This is a genomic window from Bradyrhizobium sp. BEA-2-5, from assembly GCF_032918025.1.
GTDB lineage: Bacteria > Pseudomonadota > Alphaproteobacteria > Rhizobiales > Xanthobacteraceae > Bradyrhizobium > Bradyrhizobium pachyrhizi.
In genome coordinates, this window is the sequence record NZ_CP136629.1 from 2,755,729 (window position 1) to 2,779,747 (window position 24,019).

Genomic DNA, 24,019 nt, shown 5'->3' on the forward strand with positions numbered 1-24,019 from the left:
GCAGGATCGGCCGCGCCTAGCCGGTCAGCCGTCGATTTCGAGGGTGCTGGTCACGGTGTAGACGACGCCGTGGGGCAGGAAATCCACGGTGGCCTCGCCGCCGAGCTGGTCGCGGGCACTACGCTCGATCAGCCGTGAGCCGAAGCCACGCTGGACCGGCGCGGTGACCTGTGGGCCGCCGGTTTCGGTCCAGATCATCCGCAGCTTCGATCCGGGGCCCTCGTTGAGGATTTCCCAGTCCAGCGTCACCGTGCCGGTGTCGTTGGACAACGCGCCATATTTGGCGGCGTTGGTCGCCATCTCATGCAGGATCATCGACAACACCAAGGCAAGCCGGGGCGACAGCGGCACGCGGGGGCCGAACATCCTGACCCGCGCGGACGTGTTCAAGAGGTAGGGCCGCAGCACGCGGCTGACGACGTCCTGGAAGTCGGAGCCCTGCCATTTGTCGGTGGAGAGGAGATTATGCGCTTCGGCCAGCGCGCCGAGCCGTCCCTCGAACTTGTCGCGCTCGGTGCGGCTTGCACTGCGGAAGGTCTGCGTGGCGATCGATTGCAGGATCGCCAGTGTGTTCTTGACGCGGTGGTTGAGCTCTTCGATCAGCAGGTCGTGCAGCATCTCGCCGCGCGCGATCGTGGTTGCCATCCGCACCGCAAAGCCGAGCCCGACCAGCAGCAGGACGCCGCCGATCACGCTGGTGATCGCCAGCGAGCGCCACAGCGGCGCCACCAGCGAGTTCTCCGCGATCCCCGCGGCGACGGTCCAGCCGGTGACCCGCGACCGGGTGAAACCGGTGATCAGCGCCACGCCCTCCAGCGAGACGGTCGGCAGCGTCGCCTCGCCGCGGCGGAACATCTCGGCAAACAGCGATGGCGAGGCGCGCTGCCCGATGGTCGCCTGCGGATTTGGCACCCGCGCGAGGTTGACGCCGTCGCTGTCGAAGATCGAGATGGTCCAGTCCTGGTTAAGGCGCTGCTTCTCGATGATGGCCTGGAACACCTCGATCGGCGGGCTGAAGGAGATATCGTAAAGCACCTCGCCGTCGCGCATCACCGGCACCTCGACGGTGATGATCAGCCGCTGCTTCACCGCGCCGAAGAACAGGTTGGAGTATTGCGGCTGCCGCGTCGCGAACACCTTCTCGAGGATCTCGAGATTGTTGCGCGGCGGCAGGCTCGCGGTGTCCGGCGTCAGCGAGGAGAACACCTGGCGTCCGGCGCGGTCCGCCACCAGTACCACGCCATCCTTGCCGTACTGGTCGATGAAGCCGACCGCGACGCGGCGGAAGTTGTCGAAGTCGCTGTTGCGCAGCGAGTTGGTCAGGGCCAGCACCTGCAGCCCGCCGGTCATGCGCTGCATTTCCGCATCGAGCAGCAAGCGGATGCTGCGCGCCGTCTCCAGCACGCGCTGCGTGGCCGCCTGGCGATCCCGCTGATAATTGTGGAAGACGATCCCGACCGCGAAAACGATCAGCGGCAACATCGTTCCCGCGACCAGGAGGGCGAGCCGGACCGGCAATGTCAGTTTCGGCACGAAGTCCCCGGGTCGGTGCCCATTCGCTGCGAGCTTAGGGGAGGCGAGCAAAATTCGCCAAAGGAAATAGTTTTATATCAGAGAGGTTCCGCGGCGCTTTGAGCATGATCCCTCGCGACAAACGCGGAACGCGTTCGCGCGGAGATCATGCTCAAACGAGGTGTGCGCCGCGGAATGACGTCGTGTCAGAGATTGCTCTCGGTGATGGCGGCGTAGACCATGCTGCGCAGCTCGCGCCGGATCGGGTAGGCGCTGGAGGGCAGCACCTGGGTCATGAAGATGGTGATCAGCTCCTCGGCCGGGTCGATCCAGAACGAGGTCGTGGCGGCGCCGCCCCAATTGTATTCGCCGGGGCTGCCGGGGATCAGCGTCTCGGCGGGGCGCATGGTCACGGCGAAGCCGAGGCCGAATCCGATGCCGTTATAGGTGGCCTCGGAGAACAGCGAGCGCGACATCGCCGGCAGGTCGACGCCGCCGGGTAGATGGTTCGAGGTCATCAGCTTCAGCGTCTTCGGGCCGAGCAGCCTGACGCCGCCGAGCTCGCCGCCATTGAGCAACGCCCGGCAGAAGGTCAGGTAGTCGGCCGCGGTCGAGCAAAGTCCGCCGCCGCCCGAGATCAGCGAAGGCGGCGCCAGGAACGAGCTGGTGGTCGGATCGTCCTGCAGCGTCAGCGTGCCCTTGCGCTCGGCGGCGAGCGGGTTGAATCCGCCCTGCGGATCGGCGGAATAGCAGGCGGCGAAGCGATGCGCCTTCGAGGCCGGCACGTGGAAATCGGTGTCGGTCATGCCGAGCGGATCGAGAATGCGCTGCTTGAGAAACTGCTCGAAAGGCATTCCCGAGATCTTGCCGACGAGGTAGCCGAGCACGTCGGTCGAGACCGAGTAGTTCCAGGCGTCGCCCGGCGAGAACTCCAGCGGAATCTTCGCCAGCCCCTCGATCATGGTCTGGAGCGTGCCTGACTTCTCGACCTCGCCGATCTTCTCACTGCGATAGGCGGCATCGACGTTGGAGCGCTGCTGGAAGCCGTAGGTGAGGCCCGAGGTGTGGCGCAAGAGGTCGACGATCAGCATCGGCCGGGACGGCGGCCGGGTCAGGAAAGCCGGGTAGGTGCCGGCGACGAACACGCCGAGATCCTTCCATTCCGGAATGTATTTGGCGACGGGCTCGTCGATGGCGACCTTGCCTTCCTCGACCAGCATCATGAAGGCGACCGACGTGATCGGCTTGGTCATGGAATAGATGCGGTAGATGGTGTCGTCCTTCACCGCCGCCTTGCGCTCGACGTCGGCAAAGCCCTGCACCGAGCTGTGAGCGATCTTGCCGCGGCGATAAACAAGGAGCTGCGTGCCGGGGAAACGGCCGGCATCGATGTACCGGTTCTTCAGATGGGCATCGACGCGGTCGAGGGCAGTGGTCGACATTCCCGCGGATTCGGGCGAGGCAGGCGTGGGGGCTAGCATCAGGGGTTTCTCCGGCTTGCAAGGCAGCCTTGATAGCCGAAAAGTGTCTGCTGCACCAATCCGCTGCCGCTTACCGGCCTTGGGCTGGTGGTGTACCGTCACCTCTGCAATCGCGCCCCCGAAGGGGCCCAAGGTATCTGCCAAGGTATCCGTCAAGGGAAACGCCGAGATGACGCAGTTCAACGAGACCGAACTCACCGAAGCCGTCGTTCGGAGCTTCGACCAGACGCCGAACCCGCGGGCAAAATTCCTGCTGCAGGAATTGGTGAAGTCGCTGCACGATTACGTGAGCAAGACCGGCCTGACCTTCGAGGAATGGGAATACGCCATCGATTTCCTGACCCGGACGGGGCAGAAATGCACCGACACGCGCCAGGAGTTCATCCTGTTGTCCGACGTGCTCGGCGTCTCCATGCTGGTCGACGCCGTGAACCACCGCGACCGCGAGGGCGCCACCGAGACCACGGTGCTCGGTCCGTTCTATGTCGGCGAGCACAAGGTGACCGCGCACGGCACCGACATCTCGGCACAATCTCACCGGCGAGAAGATGTTCGTGCAGAGCCGCGTTACCGATCTCAAGGGCAAGCCGCTGGCCAATGTGCCGGTCGATATCTGGCACGCGGACGATGACGGATTCTACGACTCGCAGAAGCCGAGCTATGCCACCGAAGGTCCGTCGGCGCGGGCGCGCTTCATCACGGATAGCGACGGCCGCTTCTTCTTCCGCACCATCCTGCCGTGCAGCTACCCGATCCCGACCGATGGGCCGGTGGGCGAAATGATCGTGCAGACGGGTCGCCACCCGATGCGCCCGGCGCATGTGCACTTTCTGGTCAACGCGAAGGGCTATGAGCCGCTGATCACGCATGTCTTCGTCGAAGGCGACAAGTACATCGATTCCGACGTCGTGTTCGGCGTGAAGGATGAATTGATCGCCAAGGTCGAGCGCCGCACCGATCCTGTCATGCCCGATGGCCAGCGATCGGATGGGCCGTGGAGCCTGATGACCTACGAATTCCACGTGAAGCCCGGCGGCGGAATGGCGCCCGCGCCGCTCGGCACCAAGGTCACCGAAGACGCCTGATCGGTTTCTGAACGCTTCTGCCCAATCCTTGTGCGCCGCACAAGGATTGGGCGAATCGCAAATTTTGGCAGCGCGTGGAAAACTCGCGCGTGCTGCGACATGTTACGCAAGGCTTTGCAGCGAAATCGATTTTTGCACTGCGGTAGATTGGCACAAGGCTTGAATAGTCATTAGCCGACGCCATTGAAGCCGTCCCTCGAGGCTACCCCATCGGATTTCTGACGCCGCCAGACCGGGGCCTTCCCGGTGCACGCCTTTTTGCGCCCTGCGCGCGTCGCCATCCGGAGGACGGCGCTCGACGCACTGACGCAACACCGCAACGCAACGACGCAAAGGACGACCGATGACCAAGCCCACCGCCAAGCCGCCAAGCCGCGGCCTCAGCCGCCGTCAGCTTCTGAAGGCAACCAGCGGCGCCGCCGCGCTGCTCGCCGCGGCCAAGCTCAACTTTCCCGCCGGCGCCTTCGCGCAGGACGCCGGCCCTGAGGTCAAGGGCGCCAAGCTCGGCTTCATTGCACTCAGCGATGCCGGCCCGCTCTTCGTCGCCAAGGACAAGGGGCTGTTCGCCAAATACGGCATGCCCGACACCGATGTGCAGAAGCAGGCGTCGTGGGGGACGACGCGCGACAACCTCGTGCTCGGCTCAGAAGGCAACGGCATCGACGGCGCCCATATCCTCACCCCGATGCCGTATCTGATCTCGGCCGGCAAGGTGACGCAGAACAACCAGCCGACGCCGATGTACATCCTGGCGCGGCTCAATCTCGACAGCCAGTGTATCTCCGTCGCGAGCGAATATGCCGACCTGAAGCTCGGCGTCGATGCCGCGCCGTTCAAGGCCGCGCTGGAGAAGAAGAAGGCCTCGGGCAAGGCCGTGAAGGCCGCGATGACATTCCCCGGCGGCACCCACGATCTCTGGATACGCTATTGGCTCGCCGCCGGCGGCATCGATCCCGACAAGGATATCGAGACCATCGTGGTGCCGCCGCCGCAGATGGTGGCCAACATGAAGGTCGGCACCATGGACTGCTTCTGCGTCGGCGAGCCCTGGAACCTGCAGCTGATCCATCAGAAGATCGGCTATACCGCGGTCAACACCGGCGAACTCTGGAACAAGCATCCGGAGAAATCCTTCGGCATGCGCGCCGCCTTCGTCGACAAATATCCAAAGGCGGCGAAAGCGTTGCTGATGGCGGTGATGGAAGCCCAGCAATGGGCCGACAAGGCCGAGAACCGCGAGGAGACCGCGGCGATCTGCGCCAAGCGGCAGTGGATCAACTGCCCGGTCGAGGACATCACCGACCGCATGAAGGGCAAGTTCGACTACGGCACCGGCCGCGTGGTCGAGAATTCGCCGCAGCAGATGCGGTTCTGGAGCGACAACGCCTCCTATCCGTTCCAGAGCCACGATCTCTGGTTCCTCACGGAGGACATCCGCTGGGGCAAGTACGAGCCGAACTTCGACACCAAGGCGCTGATTGCCAAGGTCAACCGCGAGGACCTCTGGAAGGACGCCGCCAAGTCCCTCGGCGTCGCGGCTGCCGACATTCCGGCCTCAACCTCGCGCGGCAAGGAGACCTTCTTCGACGGCAAGGTGTTCGATCCCGCCGATCCCGCCGCCTACCTGAAGTCGTTGTCCATCAAGCGTGTTGACGTCTGATTTGAGCGAGCCGCGCGAGCAGCGCGGCTCTCCTTTTTTGACCACGGAGATTTTCGTTCAATGTCGATGCCTGCCATGAAGACCGAAGTGTCGGCGGTGGCGATCCCGCCGGCCACTGTCGCGGCGCCGGTCGTGACCATGACGCTGAAGCGCGCGCCGCGCGCCGAGGCCTACGCCAGGATGGCGAAGGAGACCGCGGCGCGCGTGGTGCCGCCGCTGGTCGTGATCGCGCTGCTCACGCTGGTGTGGGAGCTGGTCTGCCGCCGCGCCGGCTCGGCACTGCCGCCGCCGTCGAAGGTGTTCACGGACACCAAGGAGCTGATCCTCGATCCGTTCTTCGACCATGGCGGCATCGACAAGGGCCTGTTCTGGCATCTTTCCGCCAGTCTCCAGCGCGTCGCCTTCGGCTATTCGCTCTCCGTGATCGCCGGCGTCGCGCTCGGGGTGCTGGTCGGGCAGTCGGTCTGGGCCATGCGCGGGCTCGATCCGTTGTTCCAGGTCCTGCGTACCATTCCGCCGCTCGCCTGGCTGCCGTTGTCGCTCGCGGCATTCCGCGACGGCCAGCCCTCCGCGATCTTCGTCATCTTCATCACCTCGATCTGGCCGATCATCATCAACACCGCTGTCGGCATCCGCAACATCCCGCAGGATTACCGTAACGTCGCGGCCGTCGTGCAGCTCAATCCGCTCGAATTCTTCGCAAAGATCATGATCCCGGCGGCCGCGCCCTACATCTTCACGGGCCTTCGTATCGGCATCGGTCTGTCGTGGCTTGCGATCGTCGCGGCGGAAATGCTGATCGGCGGCGTCGGTATCGGCTTCTTCATCTGGGACGCCTGGAACTCCTCGCATATCAGCGAGATCATCCTGGCGCTGTTCTATGTCGGCATCGTCGGCTTCGTGCTGGACCGCCTGATCGCGGGCCTCGGCAAGTTCGTCACCCGCGGCACCGCGCAGAACTGAGGAGGACGTCATGCAGGCTTATCTGAAACTCGACCACATCGACAAGGTCTTTACCCGCGGCGCCGCCACCACGGAGGTGCTGAAGGACATCAACCTCACGATCGAGAAGGGCGAGTACGTTTCGATCATCGGCCATTCCGGCTGCGGCAAGTCGACCCTGCTCAACATCATCGCAGGGCTGACCGGCGCCACCACGGGCGGCGTGCTGCTGGAAAACCGCGAGGTCAACTCGCCGGGGCCCGACCGCGCCGTGGTGTTCCAGAACCACAGCCTGCTGCCGTGGCTGACCGTCTACGAGAACGTCAGGCTCGGCGTCGACAAGGTCTTCGCCAGGACCAAGTCCCGCGCCGAGCGCGACGCCTGGGTGATGCACAATCTCAACCTCGTGCAGATGGCTCATGCCAGGGACAAGCGTCCTTCCGAGATCTCGGGCGGCATGAAGCAGCGCGTCGGCATCGCGCGGGCGCTCGCCATGGAGCCGAAGGTGCTGCTGCTGGATGAGCCGTTCGGCGCACTCGACGCACTGACCCGCGCGCATCTGCAGGACTCCGTGATGGCGCTGCATCAGAAGCTCGGCAACACCATTCTGATGATCACCCACGACGTCGACGAGGCGGTGCTGCTGTCCGACCGCATCGTGATGATGACGAACGGGCCGAGCGCGCGCATCGGGGAGGTGCTGGAGGTGCCGCTGGCGCGGCCGCGCAAGCGGCTCGAGCTCGCGACCAACGCCACCTATCTGAAGTGCCGCCAACGCGTGCTCGAATTCCTCTACGAGCGCCACCGCTTCGTCGAGGCCGCGTGATGATCACGTCAACGGCAAGCGCTTCCGCTTTGAACCGAAGCGCCGGCTTCGGTTACCAATGCTCGCGTTTTGAAAAATCGTTTCAGAACTCATTTCATGACCGAGGAGAATTGAAATGAATCCGGCCCAAATCAAGCTGGTTCAGGACAGCTTTGGTAAGGTCGCGCCGATCTCGGAGCAGGCCGCGGTCATTTTCTACGACCGCTTGTTCGAAGTCGCGCCCGCCGTGAAGGCGATGTTTCCGGTCGACATGAAGGAGCAGCGCAAGAAATTGATGACGACGCTTGCCGTCGTCGTGAATGGGCTGAGCAATCTCGACACGATCCTGCCGGCCGCGAGTGCGCTGGCCAAGCGGCATGTCGGCTACGGCGCCAAGCCCGAGCATTATCCGGTGGTCGGCGGCGCGTTGTTGTGGACGCTGGAGAAGGGGCTCGGCGAAGCCTGGACGCCTGACGTGGCCGCCGCATGGACCGCGGCCTACGGCACGCTGTCCGGCTACATGATCTCGGAAGCCTATGGCCCGGTGCAGCCGGTCGAATAGCAGGCGGTGACAGAAGCCTTCCACGTCGCTGCAAGAGCCCTTCCATCCGGCCATCGCTCAGGCGGATAGGTGGATTGCTTCGCTGCGCTCGCAATGACGTGCGCAAGCATCTATGGTCCGCCCCGTTCCGCCAACGGGTGAGCCAACAATGATGTTTCTGGAAACGCCGCCGAAACTGATCGCGACTGAAATCTTCTCCGCCGTGCCGGCCGAATTCCGCCGCAGGGTGGCGAGCGAATGGGCCGACGCCAACCGCCCGGGCGCGGTGACCGACTGCTTCATCGAGGGACCGTCGTTCGATGCCGAAGGCAATCTCTACATCGTCGACATCCCGTTCGGCCGCATCTTCAGGATCGCGCCTGACAAGTCATGGTCGCAGGTTGCCGAGTATGACGGCTGGCCGAACGGGCTGAAGATCGATGCGATGGGCCGCATCCTGATCGCCGACTATCGGCACGGGCTGATGGAACTCGATGCCAGGTCGGGCGAGGTCACGCCCCTGCTGCGCTCGCGCAATTCGGAATCGTTCCGCGGCTGCAACGATCTCCACCTCGCCTCGAACGGCGACATCTATTTCACCGATCAGGGCCAGACCGGATTGCACGATCCGAGCGGCCGCGTCTATCGACTCGCGTCGAACGGCCGGCTCGATTGCCTGATCGACACCGGCATCAGCCCGAATGGTCTCGTGCTCGATCCGACCGAGACCGTGCTGTTCGTCGCGATGACGCGCGACAACGCGGTGTGGCGGTTGCCCTTCATGAAGGACGGCAGCGTGTCCAAGGTCGGCCGCTTCTGCTCGCTGTTCGGCACCAGCGGTCCTGACGGCATGACCATGGATGCCAAGGGCCGCCTGTTCGTCGGTCATGCCTCGCTCGGCCATGTCTTCGTGTTCGCGCCGAACGGCGAACTGATCGCGCGGATCAAGTCCTGCGCGGGGCCGAACTGCACCAATGTCGCGATCGGTGGCGCCAACCGCGACCGGCTCTACATTACGGAGTCGGTGACTGGCTCGGTGCTGGTCGCCGACATCGGTGGGCTCGGCTAGATGTTTTCCCTGGCTGTCGATCCTCGTCGTCGCGCCTGGCGCGCGTCCCGCCATTAGGTCGGCTGCTCACCGGGTCTGGCTGATCAGCGGTCCGAATGCAGCTTCTCGAGAAACTCCTTCACGCCGCTGACGGCGCCGGTATGTGAGGCGACATAGCCGGGAAGGGCGCCCACCGCCTTGTGAAACTCGCTGCTCTTCATGATGTCGAGCACGCGCTGCATCGGCTCGGTCTCGAGGAAGGCGCGCTTGCAGACGAAGAAATAATCTTCCGTGAGCAGGCGGATGAAATCGAGCCCGAACTGCCGCGCCGCGGCCTCGACGCCAAAGCTTGCATCCGCCATGCCGCTCGCGACATAGGCGGCGACCGCCGCATGGGTGAATTCCATGTGCTGGGCGCCGTTGATCCGCCCTTCCGGGATCTTGTGCAGCGCCAGCAATTGATCGAACAGCAGCCGCGTGCCGGAATCGTGGTCGCGGTTGACGAAGCGGGCCTTGCGCTCGACCAGGTCCTTCAGCGTTGTGATCTTCAGCGGGTTGCCGCGCTTGACCATCAGGCCCATCTCGCGCGTCACGAAATTGATGACGCGGTCCTCGCGCGGATCGAGCCATTCGCGGCAGGCCTTGATGCCCTGCGCGCGCAATTCGCCGCGCGGCAGGTGCACGCCGGAGAGATCGCAGGCGCCCTGCGCCAGCGAGACCAGCGAGTTCTGGTTGCTGACATAGCGCAGATCGACGCCGACGCCGCCCGCGCGGTCAAGGAACTCGCGCAGCTTGGACACCGCAAAGCCATGGCTGGCATGGACCCGGATCACCGACGGTCGCTGCTCGAGAAACGGCTTGATCTCGGTGACCAGCTCCTGCGCGAGGTTTTCGAGCTGCAGCCCGAGCCGCGCCTGCATCCGCTCGCCGGCCCACACCAGCTTCTCGCCGAATGGCGTCAGCTTTGAGCCCTTGCCGCGGTGGGTTTCAACCAGCGGAACGCCGAAGAACCCGGTCCATTGCTCGATCAGGTTCCAGACATGACGATACGACAGCTGCGCGTTGTTGGCGGCACTGGTGATCTTTCCGGTCTTCCTGATCTCGTTGAGGATGCCGAGCATCACGACCGCGGTCTGCGGGCTGTTTTCTTTGCGAAAGCGCCAGACGGTCTCGATCTCGATCTGCAGCATCGTGGTCACCACTTATGAAGGTGACTTCATATACTGGCGTGCCAATAGGCACAAGATATCATATTTACTGCGGGTCAAAGCCTCCTAGTTTGAGTGACAACACCAGGAGGAAATATGATGTCAGTTGCATATGACTACGAGCGTGACCGCCGCGCCCCGACCATCAGGGACGAATTGCTGCTGATCGACGGCGCCCGCGTCCGTTCGTTGTCCGGAAACACCTTCAAGTCGCTCAATCCCGCCACCGAGCAGGTGATCGCTGCCGTCGCCGAAGGCAATGAGGCGGATGTCGACCGTGCCGTGGCGGCCGCCCGCCGCGCCTTCGAGGGGCCGTGGCGCACCATGCGCGCGGCCGAGCGCGGACACATCCTGCTCCGATGGGCCGAGCTGCTGAAGCAGCATGCCGACGAGATTGTCGCGCTCGAAAGCCTCGATGCCGGCAAGCCGATTGCGGGTGTGCTGCGCCAGGATTTTCCCGCCGCCATCGACACGCTGACCTATTACGCCGGCTGGGCCGACAAGATCAGCGGCGATGTGGTCTCGGCGCGCGACGACGCGCTGACCTATACGATGCGCGAGCCGGTCGGCGTGGTCGCCGCGATCGTGCCGTGGAATTTCCCGCTGATGATCGGCATGTGGAAGCTCGCGCCGGCTCTCGCCTGCGGCTGCACGATGGTGATGAAGCCGGCCGAGCTGACCTCGCTGTCGGCGCTCAGGATCGGCGAGCTTGCGCTCGAGGCCGGTTTGCCGAAGGGTGTGCTCAACATCGTGACCGGGCCCGGCCGCGTCGTCGGCGACGCGCTGGTCAATCATCCCGATGTCGACAAGGTGACCTTCACCGGCTCGCCCGGTGTCGGCCGCGGCATCATGAAGGGCGCCGCCGGCAACTTCAAACGCGTCTCGCTCGAGCTCGGCGGCAAGTCCGCCAATGTGATCTTCGACGATGCCAATCTCGAAGCCGCCGCCAAGGCCGCGGCTGCCGGCATCTTCTTCAACGCCGGGCAGGTCTGCTCGGCCGGTTCGCGCGTGCTGGTGCAGGAGAACGCCTATGACGAGGTGGTCGAGCGTCTGGTCGCCCGCGCAGAAAGCCTGCGGATCGGCGATCCCGCAGATCGCGCCACCGCGCTCGGTCCTGTCATCTCCGAGAAGCAGATGCGCTCGATCCTCGATTATGTCGAAATCGGCAAGCATGAGGGCGCGCTGCTGGCCACCGGCGGTGCGCGGGTCGGTGACCGGGGCTATTTCATCAGCCCCGCTGTGTTCGCCAATGTCGCGCACGAGATGCGCATCTCGCAGGAGGAGATCTTTGGCCCCGTCGTCAGCGTGATCAAGTTCAAGGACGAGGCCGATGCGCTGCGCATCGCCAACGGCACCGCCTACAGCCTCGCCGCCGGCGTCTGGAGCGCGGATATGGGCCGCGTGCAGCGCTTCGCCAAGAAGGCCCGCGCCGGCACGGTGTGGATCAACACCTATGGCTACACCGACGTGCGATTGCCGTGGGGCGGCGAGCGCGATTCCGGCCTCGGCCGCGAGCACGGCACCGCCGCGCTCGACAACTTTACCGAGCCGAAGGCGGTGTGGATGAATCTCAACGTTTGATGCGCGTCGAGAGACGCGTGAGCGCGCGTCACAATACAGCTGTCGTCCCGGCGAAGGTCGGGACCCATAACCCCAAATCCGCGTTGTTGGACCACGCTGGGGCCGCAGCGGCCTCTACAATTGACTTTTGTGGTTATGGGTCCCTGCGTTCGCAGGTACGACACCGTGGAGACACGATCGTCTCTTTCCTCTATCTTTGCGCGGAGCCACAAGGGAACACGCGGAACGAGGCGATCGTGCAGACGAAAAAATTCGGCGACAGCGGCCCGCAGGTCTCGGTGATCGGGCAGGGCACCTGGTATCTCGATCGCGGTGACCGCAAGGCGGCCGTCGCTGCGCTGAAGCGCGGCATCGAGGCCGGCATGACCCATATCGACACCGCCGAGATGTATGGCGATGCCGAGCTCGTCATTGCGGATGCGATCGCGAGCCGGCGCGACGAGGTGTTCCTCGTTTCGAAAGTGCTGCCCAGCAACGCCTCGCGCCGCGGAACCATCACCGCTTGCGAGCGCTCGCTGAAGCGGCTCAAGACCGACCGGCTCGACTGCTATCTCTTGCACTGGCGCGGAACCACTCCGCTCGCCGAAACGGTCGCGGCGTTCGACGAATTGATCGCCGCGGGCAAGATCCGGTCCTGGGGCGTAAGTAATTTCGATACCGAGGATCTCGACGAACTGCTCGATGTCGCGGGTGAAGGCAAGATCGCCTGCAACCAGGTGCTCTACCATCTGCAGGAGCGCGCCATCGAGCACGCCGTGATTCCCTGGTGCGAGCGGCACGGCGTCGCCGTCGTCGCCTACTCGCCGTTCGGTCACAATGATTTTCCCTCGTCGTCGAGCAGGGCCGGCGCGGTGCTGCAATCGATCGCGCAGGCGCACAAGGCAACGCCGCGCCAGGTGGCGCTGAGCTTCCTGACGCGGCTACCGTCGGTGCTCGCGATTCCGAAGGCGTCGAACGCGGAACACGCGTCGGAGAATGCGGCGGCGGGAACTCTGAAGCTCAGCGGCGATGAACTCGCTGCGCTCGATGCCGCGTTCCCGCGCGGGCCGAAGCCACGCTCGCTGCCGATGCTCTGAGGGCGTTCCGCTCCACACAGTTCTTAACAAACTGTTGCAGTTGCGGCGGCATGCGACCTGCGGCGGGCGGTCGCGCGCGCTGGCGCATATCGGAGTCCCGTTTTCGGGCATTGTTCTCGCAGCGGAATTGGCGTTGTGTACGAGCAGCAGATTCCCTTTATTTTGCCTTCGAGATTGCCGTGACACCGCCCCCCGCAGCCGTGGCCGCCAGGCTGGACAGCGTTCCCCTTTCATTGCCCGCAAAGACCGCGCCCGCAGCGACAAGCAAGGCGCCCGCCCGTACCGACCGGCCGTTCAAGGGCATCGCGCTGATCCTGCTGTCGACGGTGTTCCTGGGCACCTCCGACGTCACGGCAAAATATCTCTCCTCCACGCTGCCCTCGATCGAGATCGCCTGGATCCGCTTCCTGGTGTTCGCGATGATCATGACGCCGGCGATGCTGCCGGGCTCGCCGCTGTTCGCGCTGCGCAGCAGCCGTCCCGGTCTTCACGTGATGCGCGGGGCGGCGCTGCTTGGTTCCTCGCTGTTCTTCATCACGGGTCTCGGCTTCCTGCCGATCGCGGAGGCATCCGCCACCGGCTTCGTTGCGCCGCTGTTCGTCACTGCGCTTTCGATCGTCTTCCTCGGCGAGAAGGTCGGCATGCGCCGCTGGCTCGCGACCGCGCTCGGCCTGATCGGCGTGCTGATCATCCTGCGCCCGGGCACAAGCGCGTTCCATCCCGCAGCGATCTTCCCGATCGTCTCGGCGCTGGCCTGGGCGGCCACGTTGATCCTGACGCGCATGATGAGCGGCAGCGAGCGCCCGATCACCGTGATGACCTACTCGTCGATCGTCGGCGTTGCCATCGTCAGCGCGCTGGTGCCGTTCGTCTGGGTTACGCCGAGCTGGCACGACATCATGTTCGGCATCCTGATCGGCGTTGCGTCCACCGTCGGACAGTGGATCGTGGTGTTGGCGTTCCGCTACGGCGATGCCTCGGTGCTGGCGCCCTTCTCCTACACGCAGCTGCTCTGGGTCAGTATTCTGGGCTTCTTCATCTTCGGCGAAGTGCCCGACATCTGGACCATTCTCGGCGCCGGCTTCATCGTCGCCTCGGGCCTCTACACCGCGCATCGCGAGCGCGTCCGACGGTCGCAGCTGCTGACCGTGGCCAGCGAGCCGTCGCCGAACGCCTGAGCGTCCGGACGAAATCGTGCGTCGGTTGCGAAACCGGCTTCAACTAGCGTTGCGCGGGTACAACAGTCGGGCCGAAATCTTTGATCTCGGGTCGCTGAATCACCGGATTTCGGAAACGATCGGCAACCTCACGGTTCGCTGCGTGCTAACCCTAGCCCCAAGAGCGCCGCAGAGCGTTTGGGGGTCGGGTACGTGCATTTTGGTTCGTTCTTTTTCCTGTCAGGTGGTCGGTCGTCTCGCGCTGCGATGGCCTTGGCACTCTGCGCCCTGACCAGCGCAATCGCGTTGCCGACCGGTTCGGCACGAGCGCAGAGTTACACCTGGGGCGGCACGGGCAGCTCGACGAGCACCGATGTTTACGAACTCCCGACCAACTGGTCGACCACGTCGGCCGGCGCGCCGCCGATCCTCCCGAACCAATCAGCCATCTTCGATTCATCGGGATCGGCGACGGTCACGATCGGGCCTGGCTTGATGCTGCCGGGGTCCTGGACCTTCACCGCCAATTCGCAGTCCTACACGATCAATGGCAACCCGGTTGGCTTCAGCCTGTCCGGGCCGACCGGCGGCCTGATCAGCCAGGCCAACAACGGCCAGACCATCACGATCAACGCCAATCTCACCGACGGCATTGGCGGACCGGCGATGGTGCAGCAGCTCGGCAACAGCACGTTGGTGCTCGCGGGCACCAATGCCTACTCCGGCGGCACGCTGATCTCCGCCGGCACCGTGCAGGTGACGAATGCGGATTCGGTCGGCACCGGCACCATCACGCTCAATGGCGGTACGTTCCAGATGCAGTCGCCGACGGTCTCGAGCATTGCCTTCGCCAACAACATCGCGGTCAATGCGGCCGGCGGCACGGTCGATGCGAACGGCGCCCAGGTCAATCTCCAGGGCGTGATTGCCGACGGTACCGGCGCCGGGGTTCTGCGCCTGATCGACTCGTCGGCGTCCGCGTTTTCCAACGTGCAGCTCTCCGGCGCCAACACCTATTCCGGCGGCACGCTGGTGGTCGATACGACCGTCGTCGTCAGCAACAACAGTTCGGTCGGGTCAGGCACCGTCACGCTCGACAATGCTTCGTTTCAGGCCGACGGCCTCAGCAACCTGACATTCAGCAACAACTTCAAGATCAACACGTCGGCCATCGGCAGCGCGATCGACGCCAATGGCGTCACGCTCACGATCAACGCCAATCTCACCGACGGCAACGGCCCCGGCAAGCTGACGGTGCTGGATAATTCGGGCGGCCTCGGCCGCGTCGTGCTGCTCGGCACCAACACCTACACCGGCGGCACCACGATCTGCGATTGCGCAACGTTGCAACTCGGCGACGCCAGCCACATCGCCTCGATCGTCGGCGAGGTCGCGGTCGACGGCAAGTTCGACATCGTCAATGCTAACACCGCGGGCATCACCAAGATCGTCAACGACGGGTTCAACGGGATCGCCACCACGACGTTCTATAATTCCACCACGGCGTCGACGGCGACGATCGTCAACCAGAATTTCGGCATCACGGAGTTTCGCGACAGTAGCACAGCGGGCAATGCCATGGTGAGCAACACCAATGGTGCGCTCACGATCTTTCGCGACACCAGTTCTGCCGGCAATGCCAAGTTTGACAATAGCAATGGCGGCACCTTGGTATTTGGCGATGCGCTTGGGCCTCCTGGCGGCTCGGACGCCAGCACGGCCGACAAGGCCATGATCCACAATCATGATGGTGCCGGCACAGTGTTCCTGGGGTACACCAATGCGGGTCAGGCCAAGATTACCAATGGCGACAACGGCGGCGGGACCTTGTTCTTCGAGTTCTCGTCGGCCGCATCCTCGACGATCACAACGACGGCCACCGGCTTTACCAATTTCTACCAGAACAGCACTGCGGCGAACGCAACGATCGACAACAGCGGCCTGACCTATTTCGGCACGTCCGGTCTCAGCCTGACGGAGGCGCCGACCGCGGGCAATGCGACGATCACCAACCGCTTCGGCGGCACGCTGGTCTTCGACGTCTTCGCAACGGCCGGCAACGCCACGGTCACGACCGAGGGTGGGGCTCGCGTCATGTTCCTCGGCAATTCGACCGGCAGCGCTGCACAGTTCATCACCCAAGGCACTGGCTATGTGGACTTCGGTGGCAGCCTTGGGCCGAACGGCGACGGCCGCATCACAGCAGGCTCGATCGCGGGCTCCGGCACCTACTATATCGGCGGCGGCAACACGCTCGTCGTCGGAGGTAACAATCTTTCCACTATCGTCAGCGGCGTGATCGCGGATTCCGATCCCTGCGGTTGCGGCCGCATTGGTCCGGCCAATTTCGAGAAGACCGGCAGCGGCACGCTGACGCTGTCCGGCGTCAACAGCTATACCGGCACCACGACGGTCAACGGCGGCATTCTTCAGGTCGATGGCTCGATCGCCTCGTCGAGCCTCACCACGGTGAATGCCGGCGGCGCGCTCTCCGGCATCGGCACCGCCGGCAACACGACGATTGCAAGCGGCGGCATCCTGATGCCCGGCAACGCGACACCAGGCACATCCCTGAACGTGGCGGGCAACCTCGCCTTCCAGTCCGGTGCGCTGTACCTCGTCGGGCTCAATTCGACGGCGTCCGCCTTGGCCAAGGTGAGCGGCAGTGCGACGCTGGCCGGATCGGTCGGCGTCAGCGTCGCCGCCGGCAGTACGATCGCCAAGCAATACACTATCCTGTCGGCGGCCGCCGGCCGCAACGGCACGTTCGTCGGCGTCGATTCAACCGGGCTGCCGTCAAACCTCGTCGCGACGCTCGGCTATGATGCGAGCAACGCCTATCTGAACTTCACGCTCGATTACGGCGCGAAGTCGAAGCTGAACGTCAATCAGCAGAACGTCGCCACCACGCTGCAGAACTTCTTCAACGCCAATGGCGGTATCAACGCGGTGTTCGCCGGACTGTCGCCGGCTGGCCTGACGCAGGCCTCGGGCGAGGGCGCGACCGGATCGCAGCAGGCGACGGTCAACGCGATGGGCCTGTTCCTCGGTCTGCTGACCGATCCATTTGTTGCCGGGCGCGATGGTGGGTTTGGCGGCGGCGCGGGGGCGACGCCGTTCGCCGAGGAGAGCACGCCGCTCGCCTATGCGGCGCGCCAGAGTGAGCCGCGCGATGCGCTGGCCGCGATCTACACCAAGGCGCCGCCGCGGCTGGTCGATTTCGAGCAGCGCTGGGGCGTATGGGCGGCGGGCTATGGCGGCTCGCAGACCACCAGCGGCAATGCGATGCTGGGCTCGAACAATACCAGCAGCAGCCTCTATGGCACCGCGGTCGGCGCCGACTACCGCTTCTCGCCGAACACCATCGCCGGCTTTGCGCTCGCCGGCGGCGCCACCAGCTTCAGCGTCAACGGTCTCGGCTGGGGCCGTTCGGATCTGTTCCAGGCCGGCGCGTTCGTCCGCCACAGCGTCGGCGCGGCGTACTTGAGCGCGGCGCTCGCCTATGGCTGGCAGGATGTCACCACCGATCGCATCGTCACCGCGGCCGGCGCCGATCATTTGCGCGCCAACTTCAATGCCAATGCCTGGTCTGGCCGGCTCGAGGGCGGCTATCGCACTGCCACGCCGTGGATCGGGCTGACGCCTTACGCGGCGGCGCAGTTCACGAGCTTCGAACTGCCGTCCTATGCGGAGAGCGTGGTCTCCGGCGGCGGCGCCTTCGCGCTGAATTATGCCGCGAAGAGCGTCACCGACGTCAGGAGCGAACTCGGCCTGCGCTCCGACAAATCGTTCGCGGTTGATGGCGGCATCTTCACGCTGCGCGGTCGCGTTGCCTGGGCGCATGACTTCAATCCGGACCGCGCCGTTGGTGCGGTGTTCCAGACGCTGCCCGGCGCGGCCTTCGTGGTCAACGGCGCGGCGCAGGCCAGCGACTCGGCGCTGACCACGGCTTCCCTCGAGATGAAGTGGCGGAGCGGCTGGTCGGCCGCCGCGACCTTCGAGGGCGAATTCTCCAACGTGACACAGTCTTACGCCGGCAAGGGCGTTATGCGCTATACGTGGTGACCCTCCGTGCTATAGCCTCCTGCAGCGAAAGCCTGTCCCGGACTTGATCCGCGACAGCATTTCGCGGCACGAAATACGCGTCAAAATGAGTGGGACAAAACCCACGCGGGAGGGAATATGCGGGCCGCGATTTTCAGGAACGGAGAGATCGTCGTCGACCGGATCGCCGAGCCGAAGCCGGGCCCCGGCCAGGTGCTGGTCAGGACGCTCGCCTGCGGCATCTGCGGCTCCGACCTGCATGCGCGCCAGCACGCCCATCGCATGGTGGAGATGAGCAAGTTCCTGCCCGGCCGCACGCCGATGGATCTGTCGCGCGACGTCGTGTTCGGCCATGAGTTCTGCTGCGAGGTCCTCGACTACGGCCCGAACACCACGCGCAAGCTGAAGCCCGGGACGAAAGTCTGCTCGCTGCCGGCGCTGCTGACGCCGCAGGGTATCGAAGGCATCGGCTATTCCAACGACAATGTCGGCGGCTACGCCGAGGCGATGCTGCTGAGCGAAGCGCTGCTGCTTGAAGTGCCCAACGGGCTTGCGCCGGAGCATGCCGCGCTCACCGAGCCGCTGGCGGTCGGCGTCCATGCGGTGGCGATGGCCAACATCCAGGGCGGCGAGGTGCCGCTGGTGATCGGCTGCGGACCGGTCGGGCTGGCGGTGATTGCGGCGCTGAAGATCAGGGGGCTTGGACCGATCGTTGCGGCCGATTATTCGCCGGCGCGGCGCCAGCTCGCCGAGAAGATGGGCGCCGATGTGGTGGTCGATCCCGCCAGGACGCTGCCCTATGCGACCTGGGCCGAGCACGCGCAGATGTCGGAGGCGGAGAAGGCGGCGCGACCACCGTTCCGGGCCATGCTGCCGGCGCTGAAGCCGGCGATCATCTTCGAATGTGTCGGCATACCCGGCCTGCTGCAGCAGGTGTTCGAAGGCGCGCCGCGCGATGCGCGCATCATCGTGGTCGGCGTCTGCATGGAAGCCGACAGAAGCGAGCCCATGCTCGGTATCATGAAGGAGCTGAGCGTCCAGTACGTGCTCGGCTACACGCCGGAGGAGTTCGCCAGCTCACTGCGCCTGATCGCGGAAGGGCAGGTGGATGCCGCCGCGATGGTGACCGCCGAAGTCGGCATCGACGGCGTCGCCAAGGCGTTCGCCGATCTCGCCAATCCCGAGATGCACACCAAGATCCTGGTCGAGCCGTGGCGCTGATTTGGCGTTGAACGCGGCGCTAAACTCACGTCGATGGGCGCGGTTTGCATTTCGTGACGCCGAACCTATAGTTCGCCGTCTCTTATCGCACTGACAGCACGCAACTCATGCGAATTTCGATCATCACGGGAGGCGGCTCCGGCATCGGCGCCGCAGTCGCGCGCCGGCTCGCCGGCCCCGATCAATCCCTGATGCTGCACGGACAGGGCACCGAGGCCGCCGGCCTCGCGCGGCTGAATTCGGTTGCGGAGGAATGCCGCAGCAAGGGCGCGAAGGTCGAGGTGAGCACCGGCGATCTCGCCGAAGCCGGCGCCGGCACCGCGCTGGTCGCGGCAACGCGGGCCGCGTTCGGGCCGATCGACAGCATCGTGCACGCCGCGGGCTTTGCCGACCGGCGCGAGTTCCCCAGCCTGCCGCGCGAGGCGCTGGAGCGCGCCTTCGCGGTGATGGCTGCGGCTTTCCATGAAATCGCGGCGGCGGCGCTGTCCGACCTCACGCGCAGCGCGCAAGGCCGCGTCGTCGCGGTGTCGAGCTTCGGGCCGCATCGCTTCGTGCCCGGCGCTACCTATCCGGGATCGGCTGCGGCGAAGGCCGCGCTCGAGGTGCTGGTGAAGTCGCTCGCGATCGAGCTCGCCGCGTCAGGCGCCACCGCCAACGCCGTGATGCCGGGCTACACCCGCAAGGATCCCGGCCTGTTCGGCGCGCTTGATACCGCGACCTGGGAGCGCGTCGCGAAGGCCAATCCGATGCAGCGGCTGGCCGAGCCCGACGAGGTCGCGGCCGTCGTCGCCTTCCTGCTGTCGCCGGAAGCGGGCCACGTCACCGGCGCGACGCTGCCGGTCGATGGCGGCCTGACCTTGATGTGACGCCATGAGCGAGGGCGAACCAACAGAGCGGGTCGATGTCGCCGTGCTCGGCGCCGGCATGGTCGGCGTCTCGGCGGGCCTCGCCGCGCGGCGGCGCGGGCTCTCCGTCATGGTCGTCGATCGCCGCGAGCCCGGCAGCGAAACCTCCTACGGCAATGCCGGCATCATCTCGTCAGGCTCGATCCTGCCGCTCAATACGCCGTCGCTGCTGAAGAACCTGCCGAAATATCTGACCAACGCGCATCCGGCGCTGCGTTGGAACATTGCGTGGGCGCTCGCCAATGCCGGCTGGGTGATGCGCTTCCTTGCAGCCGCTGTGCCATCGCAGACCAGGCCGCGCGCCGCCGCGCTGCACGGTTTGATCGGGACCTCGCTGAAGCTGCATCGCGACTGGATCGTGCAGGCCGGCGCCGGCCATCGCATCCGCGAAACCGGTTGGCTCAAGGCCTGGCGCAGCGACGGGCTCGCCGCCGCCCAGGCCGAGCAGGCAGCGCTCGCCGAGTTCGGCATCAGGAGCGAGGTGCTCGATCGCCAGGCGATCTCCGCGCTCGAGCCCAACATCATCCCTGCCTATAGCGTCGGCCTGCTGCACACGCAGACGGCATCGGTCGATTTACCTGGAGCTGTGGTCAAGGCCTACGCGCAGATGCTCGCCGCTGGCGGCGGCACGATCAGGCAATCCGGGGTCCGGCGGATCGAGCCGCACGGCGACGGCTGGCGCGTGCAGCTCGCCGACGGCGAGATCGCCGCGCGCCATGTCGTGGTCGCGCTCGGGCCGTGGTCGGCCGAACTGCTGCGGCCGCTCGGCTATCGCGTGCCGCTGGCCTTCGAGCGCGGCTATCACCAGCATTTCGTGCCGAACCCGGCACGCAAATTGCTGCGGCCGATCCATGATGCGGAGGGCGGCTTTCTGATGACGCCGATGGAATCGGGCGTTCGCGTCACCAGCGGCGTCGAGCTCACCGCGCGCGACGCGCCCTCGAATTTTTCGCAGCTCGAGGCGGTGGTGCCGATGGCGCGCAGCGTGGTCGAATTTGGCGATGCGGTCGGCGAGCGCTGGCGCGGCGCGCGGCCGACGCTGCCCGACAGCCTGCCGATGATCGGTGCGGCGCCGCGACATCGCGGGCTCTGGCTCGCCTTCGGCAACCAGCATATCGGCTTCACCACCGGCCCCGGAACTGGCGCCGCAATTGCGGCGATGATCGCGGGCGATGCGCCGCCGTTCGAGGTGCGAGCATTTTCGCCAGACCGGTATATCGCGTGACTCGTGCGAGGCCGCCTGCGATGTTTGGCGATCAAGCGCGCGGCAACCGAGGGGCAGGATGAACTACGTCTGGGATTTCGGCATCCTTGCCAAGTACAGCCATCTGTTCTGGCTCGGGCTCGCCTGGACCATCGCCTACACCATCGGCACCATTATTCTCGGGACCTTGATCGGCCTGATCGTTGGCATGCTGCGGCTGCGGCGCATTCCGGTGATCGACTGGCTCCTGATCGCCTATATCGAATTGTTCCGCTGCACGCCGCTGCTGGTGCAGATCATCTGGTTCTACTACGCGTTTCCGGTCGTGATCGGCGTCAACATCCCGGCGCATGTCGCCGCCGTCAGCGTGCTCTCGCTCTATGGCGGCGCGTTCTATGCCGAGATCGTGCGCGGCTCGATCGAGAGCGTGCCGGTCGGCCAGTGGGACGCCGCGAAGGCGCTCGGCTTCCGCGGCTGGCGCCTGATGCGGCTCGTGATCCTGCCGCAAGCGCTGAAGCCGATGATGGCGCCCTATGTCAACCAGTCGGTCACGCAGCTCAAGAACACCTCGCTGGTCTCGATCATCGCGGTACCCGATCTCGTCTACAACGCGACCTTGATCAACGCCGACACCTACCGGCCGCTCGAGGTCTACACCATCGTGGCGCTGATCTATTTTGCGATCCTGTTTCCGTCGACGCTGGTGGCCAGGCGGTTGGAGCGCGGGCTGACCTACGACAAGGTGTGAGTTGCTTGACCTCTCCGGCTTGCGGGGAGGTCGGATCGCATCGTTAGATGCGATCCGGGTGGGGGCTCTCTCCATACATAGGGCGTCGCTTGTGGCGACACCCCCAACCCCGGCCCTCCCCCGCAAGCGCCCGCTAGCGGGAGAGGGAAATCACTGCCGTCTCGGCAATCGCCTCAAATACTCAACTCCACCGGCACATCCTCGGGCTTGACGCCGGCGAGGCCGAGGCCCTTCACGAACCATTCGCGCATCTGGCCGATGCCGCGGTTGTAGTCGATCCACACTGAGAGGAAATCGCGCCAGCGCTTGTCGGCTTCGCGCCGCACCGCCGTGCCGCTCGCGATCGTCACCGACGGCGAGGCCAGGATCTTGTAGGTGCCGAGGTTCGGGTTTTTGGCGATCGCGGTCAGCCCGAGCACCAGCGCGTTGACCACGCAATCGACGCGGCCCGACGACATTTCCAACATCACCTCGTCGCGCGACTTCAGCGACTTGATGGTGGCGTTCGGCGCAAAGCGGCGCGCCACCGCCTCGTTGGCCGAGCCGACGTCGACCGCGATCTTGACCTCGGGCTTGTTGATGTCGGCCCAGGTCTTGGCTTCCAGCCCCTTCTTCAGCATCGCGCCGAACGGATGCGGGAACACCAGATTGGTGAAATCGACCACCAGCGCGCGCTGCGGCGTCGGGTTGAGCGCGAAGCCGAGGTCGATCTTGTTGGCCTGCAGATCAAGGATTGAATTGCCGTAGGTCGACTCGACGTATTCCAGCTTGACGTTGAGCAGTTTGGCCAGATCGTTGGCCATCTCGATCGAGAAGCCGGACCAGGTGCCCGAGGCGAGGTCCTTGTTGAAATAGGGCAGCTCGCCCGGCAGCACCGCGATCCGCAGCACCTTGTTGGCCCGGATGCGATCCAGCGTGTTGTCGGCTGGCGTCTGCGCCGAGGCCGGCGTTGCCATCGCGGCCGCGAGCGCCGCGCCGCTGCCGATCCCGAGCGCATAGCGCAGCGCGTCGCGGCGATCTTCGGAGATTTTGATGTCGTCGGATTGAGTCAAGCGGGCCTCCCTGCACCAGATCGGGGGAAGCCTAGCGTCGGTATCCGGTGCCAGCAAGTGCGCGCGCCTGCACCATTGGTAGGCGAGGGCGCGGTCGCCTACGTGCCGGACTTCACCTCTCCCGCTTGTGGGGGAGGTCGAATAAGCCGCGAACCGCGCCCTTAGGGGTTAGCAACGATAGGTCATGTTCGCCCCTGTGACCGAAGAAAAGAAAACGGCGGGGAAGCTCAGTTCGGCTACCCAATCGAGCACTTGGTTGTCTGTCTGGGTTTCTGGACTTGAAAGGTGTGGAAATTGAAAAAGCACCGTCCCGTGAATATCCAAAAGAACGAGACGATCGATAACCCAAACATCACCGTCGTCGGTCGAGAAAAATTTTGCCAGCAATTCTGCTGTTCCGTCAGAACGAAGCCTGAGAGTGGGGCCGTTGTTCAGGGTGCCGTTCAAGAAGCCGGACAGCTTGCAATCGCCGTAACGAATAGGCGCGCTCCAACTGAGGTCAAGGGTTTGGATAGCATGTGTCGCAACACCCTTATAGCTTTCAGGCTGGTCGGTCGCCGAGCTTTTGCTTTCAAGATGTTCTTTCAACATAGCGTACGCCTCCTTCTAGCCCGCGAATTGCGAGCAACCTCTGGTTTAAAGGGAGGGCGCAAAAGGACCAGTGAGCTGCCTCACAATCTACAATCGCGATTTAGTGATCCTCCCCCGTAAGCGGAGGGCAATCGCATATGGCCGTTTGAGGCAATCGG

General features: G+C 64.8%; 18 protein-coding genes and 1 pseudogene. 14 read left to right on the plus strand and 5 right to left on the minus strand.

Going from position 1 to position 24,019, the window contains the following annotated elements; translation table 11 throughout:
• Nucleotides 1-24: 24 nt before the first annotated feature.
• The gene (locus tag RX327_RS12825; RefSeq protein ID WP_317250450.1) at nt 25-1,533 is read right to left on the minus strand and encodes a sensor histidine kinase; all 1,509 of its coding nucleotides are present in this window, start codon (nt 1,531-1,533) and stop codon (nt 25-27) included.
• Nucleotides 1,534-1,718: 185 nt separating this feature from the next.
• Nucleotides 1,719-2,993, minus strand: a complete 1,275-nt coding sequence (locus RX327_RS12830) for a serine hydrolase domain-containing protein (protein ID WP_317250451.1) — start codon at nt 2,991-2,993, stop codon at nt 1,719-1,721.
• 169 nt (nt 2,994-3,162) lie between these two features.
• Between RX327_RS12830 and RX327_RS12835 the strand changes: the two are divergent.
• The 6 genes and pseudogenes from RX327_RS12835 to RX327_RS12860 all read left to right on the plus strand — a co-directional run bounded on the left by RX327_RS12835 (nt 3,163) and on the right by RX327_RS12860 (nt 9,095).
• Nucleotides 3,163-4,078 (plus strand): annotated as a pseudogene (locus RX327_RS12835) (intradiol ring-cleavage dioxygenase).
• Nucleotides 4,079-4,421: 343 nt separating this feature from the next.
• Nucleotides 4,422-5,738 carry a CmpA/NrtA family ABC transporter substrate-binding protein gene (locus tag RX327_RS12840; RefSeq protein ID WP_317250452.1) on the plus strand — a complete coding sequence of 439 codons (1,317 nt, stop codon included), beginning with the start codon at nt 4,422-4,424 and terminating at the stop codon, nt 5,736-5,738.
• 60 nt (nt 5,739-5,798) lie between these two features.
• Nucleotides 5,799-6,701, plus strand: a complete 903-nt coding sequence (gene ntrB / locus RX327_RS12845; protein WP_317250453.1) for a nitrate ABC transporter permease — start codon at nt 5,799-5,801, stop codon at nt 6,699-6,701.
• Between the two features lie 10 nt (nt 6,702-6,711).
• Nucleotides 6,712-7,506, plus strand: a complete 795-nt coding sequence (locus RX327_RS12850) for an ABC transporter ATP-binding protein (protein ID WP_317250454.1) — start codon at nt 6,712-6,714, stop codon at nt 7,504-7,506.
• 115 nt (nt 7,507-7,621) lie between these two features.
• Entirely contained in the window at nt 7,622-8,047 is a 426-nt protein-coding gene (locus tag RX327_RS12855; RefSeq protein ID WP_050385104.1) for a globin family protein, read from the plus strand.
• A gap of 148 nt (nt 8,048-8,195) precedes the next feature.
• Nucleotides 8,196-9,095 carry an SMP-30/gluconolactonase/LRE family protein gene (locus RX327_RS12860; RefSeq protein ID WP_317250455.1) on the plus strand — a complete coding sequence of 300 codons (900 nt, stop codon included), beginning with the start codon at nt 8,196-8,198 and terminating at the stop codon, nt 9,093-9,095.
• Between the two features lie 83 nt (nt 9,096-9,178).
• On the opposite strand, the gene RX327_RS12865 is transcribed toward RX327_RS12860, so the two are convergent.
• Entirely contained in the window at nt 9,179-10,264 is a 1,086-nt protein-coding gene (locus tag RX327_RS12865) for a substrate-binding domain-containing protein (RefSeq protein ID WP_317250456.1), read from the minus strand.
• Nucleotides 10,265-10,381: 117 nt separating this feature from the next.
• Between RX327_RS12865 and RX327_RS12870 the strand changes: the two genes are divergently transcribed.
• From RX327_RS12870 to RX327_RS12905, 8 genes are all read left to right on the plus strand, one after another.
• A complete protein-coding gene (locus RX327_RS12870; RefSeq protein ID WP_050385164.1) occupies nt 10,382-11,863 on the plus strand; it encodes an aldehyde dehydrogenase family protein in 1,482 nt (493 codons plus the stop codon).
• 236 nt (nt 11,864-12,099) lie between these two features.
• Nucleotides 12,100-12,939 carry an aldo/keto reductase gene (locus RX327_RS12875; RefSeq protein WP_317250457.1) on the plus strand — a complete coding sequence of 280 codons (840 nt, stop codon included), beginning with the start codon at nt 12,100-12,102 and terminating at the stop codon, nt 12,937-12,939.
• A 233-nt stretch (nt 12,940-13,172) separates the two neighbouring features.
• Nucleotides 13,173-14,117: a DMT family transporter gene (locus RX327_RS12880; RefSeq protein ID WP_317251250.1), complete on the plus strand. Its 945-nt coding sequence runs from the start codon at nt 13,173-13,175 to the stop codon at nt 14,115-14,117.
• Between the two features lie 246 nt (nt 14,118-14,363).
• Nucleotides 14,364-18,161 (plus strand): autotransporter domain-containing protein, encoded by a 3,798-nt coding sequence (locus RX327_RS12885; protein WP_317250458.1) that lies wholly within the window; start codon nt 14,364-14,366, stop codon nt 18,159-18,161.
• A 117-nt stretch (nt 18,162-18,278) separates the two neighbouring features.
• Nucleotides 18,279-19,361 (plus strand): zinc-binding dehydrogenase, encoded by a 1,083-nt coding sequence (locus tag RX327_RS12890; protein WP_317250459.1) that lies wholly within the window; start codon nt 18,279-18,281, stop codon nt 19,359-19,361.
• A 107-nt stretch (nt 19,362-19,468) separates the two neighbouring features.
• Entirely contained in the window at nt 19,469-20,227 is a 759-nt protein-coding gene (locus RX327_RS12895; RefSeq protein ID WP_028331877.1) for an SDR family NAD(P)-dependent oxidoreductase, read from the plus strand.
• A 4-nt stretch (nt 20,228-20,231) separates the two neighbouring features.
• Nucleotides 20,232-21,491 (plus strand): FAD-dependent oxidoreductase, encoded by a 1,260-nt coding sequence (locus RX327_RS12900; RefSeq protein ID WP_317250460.1) that lies wholly within the window; start codon nt 20,232-20,234, stop codon nt 21,489-21,491.
• A gap of 58 nt (nt 21,492-21,549) precedes the next feature.
• On the plus strand, nt 21,550-22,218 hold the full coding sequence (locus RX327_RS12905) for an amino acid ABC transporter permease (protein WP_317250461.1): 669 nt from the start codon (nt 21,550-21,552) through the stop codon (nt 22,216-22,218).
• A 173-nt stretch (nt 22,219-22,391) separates the two neighbouring features.
• Here the strand turns inward: RX327_RS12905 and RX327_RS12910 are convergent, their stop codons facing one another.
• Both RX327_RS12910 and RX327_RS12915 read right to left on the minus strand, forming a co-directional pair.
• Complete coding sequence (locus RX327_RS12910) at nt 22,392-23,270, minus strand: transporter substrate-binding domain-containing protein (RefSeq protein ID WP_050385099.1); 879 nt, start codon at nt 23,268-23,270, stop codon at nt 22,392-22,394.
• A gap of 168 nt (nt 23,271-23,438) precedes the next feature.
• Entirely contained in the window at nt 23,439-23,861 is a 423-nt protein-coding gene (locus RX327_RS12915) for a DUF6294 family protein (protein ID WP_028331873.1), read from the minus strand.
• Nucleotides 23,862-24,019 lie beyond the last annotated feature (158 nt).